The organism is Burkholderia sp. 9779_493, assembly GCF_015712215.1.
GTDB classification, from domain to species: Bacteria; Pseudomonadota; Gammaproteobacteria; order Burkholderiales; family Burkholderiaceae; genus Burkholderia; species Burkholderia cenocepacia.
The window spans coordinates 1-8,920 of the sequence record NZ_JACCQA010000077.1; the positions used below are offsets into that span (position 1 = coordinate 1).

General features: G+C 67.7%; 8 protein-coding genes. 7 read left to right on the forward strand and 1 reads right to left on the reverse strand.

All coding sequences use genetic code 11. The features are described 5' to 3' along the window. Positions 1-364 precede the first annotated feature (364 nt). From H0X95_RS35305 to H0X95_RS35335, 7 genes are all read left to right on the forward strand, one after another. A complete protein-coding gene (locus H0X95_RS35305) occupies positions 365-1,597 on the forward strand; it encodes an aspartate aminotransferase family protein (RefSeq protein WP_006488733.1) in 1,233 nt (410 codons plus the stop codon). 30 nt (positions 1,598-1,627) lie between these two features. Further along, positions 1,628-2,695 (forward strand): arginine/ornithine succinyltransferase subunit alpha, encoded by a 1,068-nt coding sequence (aruF, locus tag H0X95_RS35310; protein ID WP_006488738.1) that lies wholly within the window; start codon positions 1,628-1,630, stop codon positions 2,693-2,695. Further along, the gene (gene astA, locus H0X95_RS35315; protein ID WP_006488741.1) at positions 2,692-3,723 is read left to right on the forward strand and encodes an arginine N-succinyltransferase; all 1,032 of its coding nucleotides are present in this window, start codon (positions 2,692-2,694) and stop codon (positions 3,721-3,723) included. The genes aruF and astA overlap by 4 nt, the downstream gene beginning before the upstream one ends. Before the next feature lie 7 nt (positions 3,724-3,730). Beyond that, the gene (astD, locus tag H0X95_RS35320; protein ID WP_062884656.1) at positions 3,731-5,194 is read left to right on the forward strand and encodes a succinylglutamate-semialdehyde dehydrogenase; all 1,464 of its coding nucleotides are present in this window, start codon (positions 3,731-3,733) and stop codon (positions 5,192-5,194) included. Between the two features lie 14 nt (positions 5,195-5,208). Further along, positions 5,209-6,549, forward strand: a complete 1,341-nt coding sequence (gene astB / locus H0X95_RS35325; protein WP_006488742.1) for an N-succinylarginine dihydrolase — start codon at positions 5,209-5,211, stop codon at positions 6,547-6,549. 7 nt (positions 6,550-6,556) lie between these two features. Further along, positions 6,557-7,600 (forward strand): succinylglutamate desuccinylase, encoded by a 1,044-nt coding sequence (astE, locus tag H0X95_RS35330; RefSeq protein WP_172843428.1) that lies wholly within the window; start codon positions 6,557-6,559, stop codon positions 7,598-7,600. Positions 7,601-7,955: 355 nt separating this feature from the next. Continuing rightward, positions 7,956-8,750: an ABC transporter substrate-binding protein gene (locus H0X95_RS35335; RefSeq protein WP_006490898.1), complete on the forward strand. Its 795-nt coding sequence runs from the start codon at positions 7,956-7,958 to the stop codon at positions 8,748-8,750. Positions 8,751-8,826: 76 nt separating this feature from the next. Here H0X95_RS35335 and H0X95_RS35340 read toward each other — a convergent pair. Beyond that, the coding region (locus tag H0X95_RS35340) for an IS3 family transposase (protein ID WP_146211670.1) at positions 8,827-8,920 on the reverse strand (94 nt) is incomplete at its 5' end.

An 8,920-nucleotide genomic window follows, 5' to 3' on the forward strand; every position in this document is an offset into this window, starting at 1 on the left:
TGCCGAACTGCTCAAGCAACTCGGCCGGAATCGCCGGCAGAGCCGCCGGCTGGGCTTTCGGTTTGCGAGGCATAAATTCTCCTTGGGAGCATGTTATGCCTTAAACACAAAATTCCTGACAGGCCCCGCGCAGGGGCGACGCTAATAGACCGACACGATCACAGGTGCTTCACGCGACCGGAAGCCGACCACAGAAAAGCCGGAAAAAGCCCCAAAATACCGACACGGCGTAGCCGCCCCCCGGCCCTAAAGGGCAAAACCAAAACCTTCCGATAGAACCCGTCGCAATTCCGCAAGACGCTTGCGTCACCCTTACCTAAACTTGATCCTGTTGAACCCTCTTACGAAACCGAAAGGAACGACCATGACGACCTCGACCGTGACCCGCCAGACATTCGACGAAGTGATGGTGCCGGTATTTTCCCCCGCCCCGTTCGTGCCGGATCGCGCAGAGGGCTCCCGCGTGTGGGATACGGCCGGCCGCGAGTACATCGATTTCGCGTGCGGCATCGCGGTGACGTCGCTCGGCCACGGCCACCCGGAACTGCTGAAGGTGCTGGACGAACAAGGCCGCAAGCTCTGGCACATCGGCAACGGCTACACGAACGAACCGGTGCTGCGCCTCGCGAAGCGCCTCGAATCGCTGACCTTCGCCGACCGCGCATTCTTCGCGAACTCGGGCGCTGAAGCAAATGAAGCCGCACTGAAGCTCGCACGCCGCGTCGCGTTCGACCGCCACGGCGCCGACAAATATGAAATCGTGTCGTTCGTCCAGTCGTTCCACGGCCGCACGTTCTTCACGGTCAGCGTCGGCGGCCAGCCGAAATACTCGGAAGGCTTCGGCCCGGTGCCGCAAGGCATCAAGCACCTGCCGTTCAACGACATCGAAGCCGCGAAGGCCGCGATCGGCCCGAAAACCTGCGCGGTGATCGTCGAACCGGTGCAAGGCGAGGGCGGCGTGATCCCCGCCGATCCGGCGTTCCTGAAAGCGCTGCGCGAAGCGTGCGATGCCAACGACGCACTGCTGATCTTCGACGAAGTGCAAACGGGCGTCGGCCGCACGGGCCAGTTCTACGCGTACATGGACACGGGCGTCACGCCGGACATCCTGACGACCGCCAAGGCGCTCGGCAACGGCTTCCCGATCGGCGCGATGCTGACGACGAACGAACTGGCCGCGCACTTCAAGGTCGGCGTGCACGGCACGACGTACGGCGGCAACCCGCTCGCATCGGCGATCGCGGACAAGGTCGTCGAACTGATCGGCGACCCGGCACTGCTCGAAGGCGTGCGCGAACGCAGCGTGCGCCTGAAGGGCGCGCTGGAACGCATCAACGCACGCTTCGGCATCTTCAAGGACGTGCGCGGCAAGGGCCTGCTGGTCGGCGCGGAACTCACCGCCGCCTTCGACGGCCGCGCGAAGGACTTCGTCACCGCCGCCGCGGAGAACGGGCTGATCATGCTGATCGCCGGCCCGAACGTGCTGCGCTTCGTCCCGTCGCTGGTGATTCCGTTCGACCTGCTCGACGAAGGCGTGAAGCGCTTCGAGAAGGCAGTCGAGCAGGTGCTCGCGGCCCAGGAAGCCACCGCGCGCTGATCGGCGCGCCCATCGCAGACAGGAACGACGATGCTATTTGTTCGCCCCGGCAAACTCACGGATCTCGATGCGCTCGCGCACATGGCGCGCACCGCGCAGCCGGTCCTGCACTCGCTGCCGCACGACCGCGCGGCGCTCGAAGCGCGCGTGGCGCTCTCCGAGGATTCGTTTCGCGCGGACGTCGACTTCGCCGGCGAGGAGTTCTACCTCTTCGTGCTCGAGGATTCGTCGACCGGCAAGCTGCTCGGCACGGCGAGCATCGTGGCCGCGGCCGGCTACTCGGAACCGTTCTACGCGTTCCGCAACGACGCGCTGATCCACGCGTCGCGCGAGCTGCACGTGAACCGCAAGATCCACGCGCTCACGATGTCGCACGAGCTGACCGGCAAGAGCCGGCTCGCGGGCTTCTACGTCGATCCGTCGCTGCGCGGCGACGCGGCCGCGCACCTGATCTCGCGCGCCCGGATGATGTACATCGCCGCGAACCGCCGCCGCTTCACGCCGGAAGTGTTCACGCTGCTGCTCGGCGTGAGCGACGGCAACGGCGCATCGCCGTTCTGGGAAGCGGTGGGCCGCAAGTTCTTCGGCCGTAATTTCACCGACGTCGACATCGCCTCGGGCGGCCGCAGCCGCACGTTCATCGCGGAAGTGATGCCGGCCTATCCGCTCTACGTGCCGCTGCTGCCGGAAGCCGCGCAGCGCGTGCTCGGCGAGCCGAACGAAACGGCCTTGCTCGCGTACGACATCCATCTCGAGGAAGGTTTCGAGCCCGACCGCTTCGTCGACATCTTCGACGCGGGCCCGGTGCTGACCGCCCAGGTCGACCGTACCGCGTGCGTGAAGCAGGCGTCGGAGCGCGTCGTGCGCGAGGCCGCGCACCAGCGGGGCGACGTCGCGTACATGGTGTCGACGGGCAGCGGCGAGTCGTTCCGCTGCGTGCTGGCCGACCTGCCGGGCGACACGGCCGACGCGCGCGGCACCGACGCGCCGCTGGCCGGTGACGTGCGCGCGGCGCTCGATGTGAAGGAAGGCGATGTCGTGCGCTGCGTGCCGCTGCACCGCCGCGACGATGAAGATTTGAAGGGAGACGCAGCATGATCGTCGTTCGGGTCGTACAAACGGGCGACGTCGACGCGCTCGTGTCGCTCGCGCAGGAAACCGGGCCGGGCCTGACCACGTTCAAGCCCGACCGCGACGCGCTCGCCGCGCGCATCGAACGCTCGCGCCGCACGCTCGAGGGCAAGGCCGCACCGGGTGAGGCCGGCTACTTCTTCGTGATGGAAGAATCGAAGACGGGCGACATCGCGGGCGTGTGCGGGATCGAAACGCAGGTCGGCCTCGAGCAGCCGTTCTACAACTACCGCGTGAGCACGGTCGTGCATGCGAGCCAGGAACTCGGCGTGTGGACGCGGATGTCGGCGCTGAACATCTCGCACGACCTGACGGGCTACGCGGAAGTGTGCTCGCTGTTCCTGAGCCCGCGCTATCGCACGGGCGGCGTCGGCGGCTTGCTGTCGCGCTCGCGCTTCATGTTCATCGCGCAATTCCGCGACCGCTTTCCGGAGCGCATCTGCGCGGAACTGCGCGGCCACTTCGACGAGGACGGCACGTCGCCGTTCTGGCGCGCGGTCGGTTCGCACTTCTACCAGATCGATTTCAACGCGGCCGATTACCTCAGCTCGCACGGCCGCAAGTCGTTCCTCGCGGAACTGATGCCGCGTTACCCGGTGTACGTCGACCTGCTGCCGCAGGACGCGCAGGACGCGGTCGGCCTCACCCACCGCGACACGCTGCCGGCCCGCAAGATGCTCGAAGCGGAAGGGCTGCGTTACCAGAATCACGTCGACATCTTCGACGCGGGCCCCGTGCTCGAATGCCACGTCAACGACCTGCGCACGGTGCGCGAGAGCGTCGTCGTACCGGTCGCGATCGGCGTGCCCGACGCGCGGGACGATGCCCCCAAGTCGCTCGTGTCGAACACGTCGCTCGGCGACTTCCGCGTCGGCGTCGCGCCGGGCGTGGTCGCGAACGGCTCGTTCGTGCTGTCGGCCGACGATGCCGTCGCGCTCGACGTGAAGGCCGGCGATCCGGTCCGCGTGCTGCCGCTCAAAGTCAAACAGGGATAAACGAATCATGACGGAACTCTTCATCGACGGCGCCTGGGTCGCAGGCTCGGGCCCCGTCTTCGCTTCGCGCAACCCGGGCACCGACGCTGTGGCCTGGCAGGGCGACAGCGCGTCGGCGGCCGACGTCGACCGTGCGGTCGCGAGCGCGCGCCGCGCGTTCGCCGGCTGGTCGGCGCTCGACTTCGAGGCGCGCTGCGAAATCGTCAAGCGCTTCGCCGCGTTGCTCACCGAACGCAAGGAAGCGATCGCGACCGCGATCGGCCGCGAGACGGGCAAGCCGCTGTGGGAAGCGCGCACCGAAGTCGCATCGATGGCCGCGAAGGTCGGCATCTCGATCCAGGCGTATCAGGAGCGCACCGGCGAGAAGCGCCAGGACATGGCCGACGGCGTCGCGGTGCTGCGTCACCGCCCGCACGGCGTCGTCGCGGTGTTCGGCCCGTACAACTTCCCCGGCCACTTGCCGAACGGTCATATCGTGCCGGCGCTGATCGCCGGCAACACGGTCGTGTTCAAGCCGTCCGAACTTGCGCCGGGCGTCGCGCGCGCGACGGTCGAGGTGTGGCAGGCAGCCGGGTTGCCGCCCGGCGTGCTGAACCTCGTGCAGGGCGAGAAGGACACCGGCATCGCGCTCGCGAATCATCGGCAGATCGACGGGCTGTTCTTCACCGGCAGTTCGGACACCGGCACGCTGCTGCACAAGCAGTTCGGCGGCCGTCCGGAAATCGTGCTCGCGCTCGAGATGGGCGGCAACAACCCGCTCGTGATCGGCGAGGTCGAGGACGTCGACGCGGCCGTGCATCACACGATCCAGTCGGCGTTCCTGTCGGCTGGCCAGCGCTGCACGTGCGCACGCCGCATCTTCGTGCCGCAGGGCGCGTTCGGCGACCGCTTCCTCGCGCGTTTCGCCGACGTCACGTCGAAGATCACGGCCGACGTGTTCGACGCCGATCCGCAGCCGTTCATGGGCGCGGTGATCTCGGCCCGCGCGGCCGCGAAGCTGGTCGACGCGCAGTCGCGCCTCGTCGAGCAGGGCGCGAAGCCGATCATCGCGATGACGCAGCGCGATCCGCGCCTGGGCTTCGTGAACGCGGCGATCGTCGACGTGACGGGGGTCGCGAACCTGCCCGACGAAGAACATTTCGGCCCGCTCGCGCAGGTCGTCCGCTACACGACGCTCGACGACGCGATCGAGCGCGCGAACGACACGGCGTTCGGCCTGTCCGCCGGCCTGCTGGCCGACGACCCGAAGGTGTGGGAGCACTTCCGCCGCACGATCCGCGCCGGGATCGTCAACTGGAACCGCCCCACTAACGGCGCATCGTCCGCCGCGCCGTTCGGCGGCACGGGCCGCTCCGGCAACCATCGCCCGAGCGCGTACTACGCGGCCGACTATTGCGCGTATCCGATGGCGTCGGTGGAAAGCACGCAACTGACTTTGCCCGCGAGCCTGTCGCCGGGCCTGCATTTCTGATCGAGGGAACGACGATGAACGCACAAGAAGCCAATTTCGACGGGCTCGTCGGCCCGACCCACAACTACGCCGGGCTGTCGTTCGGCAACGTGGCGTCGCTGAACAACGAGAAGTCGGCCGCGAACCCGAAGGCCGCCGCGAAGCAGGGCCTGCGCAAGATGAAGCAGCTCGCGGATCTCGGTTTCGCGCAAGGCGTGCTGCCGCCGCAGGAGCGGCCGTCGCTGCGCCTGTTGCGCGAGCTCGGCTTCTCGGGCAAGGACGCGGACGTGATCGCGAAGGCCGCGAAGCAGGCGCCCGAACTGCTCGCCGCGGCGAGCTCGGCGTCGGCGATGTGGACCGCGAACGCGGCCACCGTCAGCCCGTCGGCGGACACCAGCGACGGTCGCGTGCACTTCACGCCGGCGAACCTGTGCAGCAAGCTGCATCGCGCGATCGAGCACGAAGCGACGCGCCGCACGCTGTCGACGCTGTTTGCGGACCCCGCGCACTTCGCGGTGCATGAAGCACTGACCGGCACGCCGGCGCTCGGCGACGAAGGCGCGGCGAACCACACGCGCTTCTGCGCCGAATACGGCAAGCCGGGCATCGAATTCTTCGTGTACGGCCGTGCCGAATACCGTCGCGGCCCCGAGCCGAAGCGTTTCCCGGCCCGCCAGACCTTCGAGGCGAGCCGCGCGGTCGCGCATCGCCACGGGCTCGCGGAGGAAGCGACGGTGTACGCACAGCAGGACCCGGACGTGATCGACGCGGGCGTGTTCCACAACGACGTGATCTCGGTAGGCAACCGCGACACGCTGTTCACGCACGAACGCGCGTTCGTCAACAAGCAGGCGATCTACGACACGCTGACCGCCGCGCTCGACGCACGCGGTGCGCGCCTGAACGTGATCGAAGTGCCGGACGCGGCGGTGAGCGTGAACGACGCGGTGACGTCGTACCTGTTCAACAGCCAGCTGCTGTCGCGCGCGGACGGCTCGCAGGTACTCGTCGTGCCGCAGGAGTGCCGCGAGAACGCGAACGTCGCCGCCTATCTCGACCAGCTTGCCGCCGGCAACGGCCCGATTCACGACGTGCTCGTGTTCGACCTGCGCGAAAGCATGAAGAACGGCGGCGGCCCGGCGTGCCTGCGCCTGCGCGTCGTGCTGAACGAAGCGGAGCGCGCGGCCGTCACGTCGAACGTGTGGATCAACGACACGCTGTTCGCGTCGCTCGACGCGTGGATCGACAAGCACTATCGCGATCGCCTCGCACCGGAAGACCTCGCCGATCCGGCGCTGCTCGACGAATCGCGCACGGCGCTCGACGAGCTCACGCAGATCCTGCGCGTCGGTTCGCTGTATGACTTCCAGCGCTGAGGCACGGATGCCGGCCGCCGCGCTGCTCGACGACTTTCTCGCGTTCACGCTGGCCGGTGACGCGCCGGCCGAACAGGACGGCGCCTGCGCGGGCGGCGCGGTGCGCTGGCAATGGCTCGGCGACGGGCTGCTCGCGTTCGAACCGGCGGCGGCCGACGCCGCGGCGCGCGCGAGCGTGCTCGTGTCGGCCGGCGTGCATGGCGACGAGACGGCGCCGATCGAACTGCTGTCGATGCTGGTGCGCGATCTCGCCGCGGGTGCGCTGCCGCTCGCATGCCGGCTGCTCGTCGTGCTCGGCAACGTGCCGGCGATGCGCGCGGGCGAACGCTATCTCGACGACGACCTGAACCGCCTGTTCAGCGGCCGTCACGCGCAGGTGCCCGCGAGCCGCGAAGCGCCGCGCGCCGCGCAGCTCGAAGCGGCCGCGGCCGCGTTCTTCGCGGCGGCGCCGGCGGGCCGCGCACGCTGGCACATCGACATGCATACGGCGATTCGCGCATCGGTGTTCGAGCAGTTCGCGCTGCTGCCGCACACGGGCACGCCTCCGACGCGCGCGATGATCGAATGGCTCGGCGATGCACGCATCGCGGCCGTGCTGCTGCACACGGCGAAGGGCAATACGTATTCGCATTTCACGGCCGAGCATTGCGGCGCGCTCGCGTGCACGCTGGAACTCGGCAAGGTGCGGCCGTTCGGCCAGAACGACCTGGCGCGCTTCGCGCCGGCCGACCGCGCGGTGCGCAAGCTCGTGTCGGGTGGGAGGGCGGAAGTCGACGCCGGTGGCGGCCATCCGTCGCTGCCGCGCGTCTTCACGGTGATCGACCAGATCACGAAGCAGAGCGACGCGCTCGAGCTGTTCGTCGCGGCCGACGTCGCGAACTTCACCGCGTTCGCGCGCGGAACGGTGCTCGCGCAGGACGGCGACTACCGCTACACGGTGACGCACGACGAGGAACGGATCGTCTTTCCGAATCCGACCGTGAAGCCGGGCCTGCGCGCGGGCCTGCTCGTGATCGATACGACACGCGAGACGATCGCCGCACTCGTCTGATCGACGCGCGATCGGCAGGCCGTGGCGACGCTCGGCTTGCGCATCGCTCCGCGGCCCGTTCATTTTTTTGCGATAACGCCCGCACGCCGCACGGCCGGCGCACGCGCCACGCTTGCGTATTTGCGACACCGTCTTGCAAGTTCGACGGGGCGCGCGGCGGCCGCCGGGCACGCAGCGCAGCATCGCGTCGCGCCGCCCGCTTTGCCATATCGGGCCGCGCGGATTGGTACAATCGCGGCCTTGCGGCTGTTGCGCCGCATCACGGCGCGGCAGCCGCATTGTCGTGGTCATCCGACCCTGCAATGATGCAAGCGCCCGTAGTTCCGGAACATTCGAGTATCGAGGAGAACACCAGATGAAGTTGGATTGGCGTAAAGTGGCCGCGCATGCGGTGGTGGCGGCATCGGCCGTGGCGGCAGGCAGCGCGTTTGCCGCGGATCTGAAGGAGATCCGGTTCGGCGTCGAGGCCTCGTACGCACCGTTCGAATACAAGACGCCCGACGGCAAGCTGACCGGCTTCGACATCGACATCGGCAACGCGGTGTGCGCGAAGCTGAAGACCAAGTGCGTGTGGGTCGAGAACGACTTCGACGGCCTGATCCCGGCGCTGCAGGCGCGCAAGTTCGACGCGATCAACTCGGACATGACGATCACCGACCAGCGCAAGCACGCGATCGCGTTCACCGATCCGATCTACACGATTCCGAACCAGCTGATCGCGAAGCAGGGCAGCGGCCTGCTGCCGACCCCGCAATCGCTGAAGGGCAAGCGCGTCGGCGTGCTGCAGGGCACGATCCAGGAAGCGTACGCGAAGAAGAAGTGGGCGCCGGCCGGCGTTGAAGTCGTGCCGTACCAGACGCAGGATCTGGCGTATGCCGACCTGAAGTCGGGCCGTCTCGACGCGACCTTCCAGGATTCGGAAGCCGGCTCGAAGGGCTTCCTGACGAAGCCGCAAGGCCAGGGTTTCGCGTTCGCGGGCGGCACGGTCAGCGACACCGAGATCCTCGGCTCGGGCGTCGGCTTCGGCCTGCGCAAGAACGACGCGGCGCTGAAGACGGCGCTCGATCAGGCGCTGAAGGAACTGAAGGCCGACGGCACGATCGACAACCTCGCGAAGAAGTATTTCAGCGTGCCCGTCACGCTCAAGTAAGCGTTGCGTTCGCGCGCATGCTGCAAAAAAACCGGCCGCTGATTGAACTGACCCCACGAAGTTGGACGGTTAAAATCTAAGCGGCCAAGGGCTGAGTCCTGTATTGCACGGGACTCAGCCCATTTAATTTCAGCTTGATGCGTTCGTGGTTGTAGTAGTGAATGTAGCGG

Excerpts from the sequence above, each read along its gene's own strand:
- astD (WP_062884656.1), top strand. The coding sequence starts at position 3,731 with ATGACGGAACTCTTCATCGACGGCGCCTGGGTCGCAGGCTCGGGCCCC.
- astB (WP_006488742.1), top strand. The coding sequence starts at position 5,209 with ATGAACGCACAAGAAGCCAATTTCGACGGGCTCGTCGGCCCGACCCAC.
- astE (WP_172843428.1), top strand. The coding sequence starts at position 6,557 with ATGCCGGCCGCCGCGCTGCTCGACGACTTTCTCGCGTTCACGCTGGCC.
- H0X95_RS35305 (WP_006488733.1), top strand. The coding sequence starts at position 365 with ATGACGACCTCGACCGTGACCCGCCAGACATTCGACGAAGTGATGGTG.
- H0X95_RS35335 (WP_006490898.1), top strand. The coding sequence starts at position 7,956 with ATGAAGTTGGATTGGCGTAAAGTGGCCGCGCATGCGGTGGTGGCGGCA.
- astA (WP_006488741.1), top strand. The coding sequence starts at position 2,692 with ATGATCGTCGTTCGGGTCGTACAAACGGGCGACGTCGACGCGCTCGTG.
- aruF (WP_006488738.1), top strand. The coding sequence starts at position 1,628 with ATGCTATTTGTTCGCCCCGGCAAACTCACGGATCTCGATGCGCTCGCG.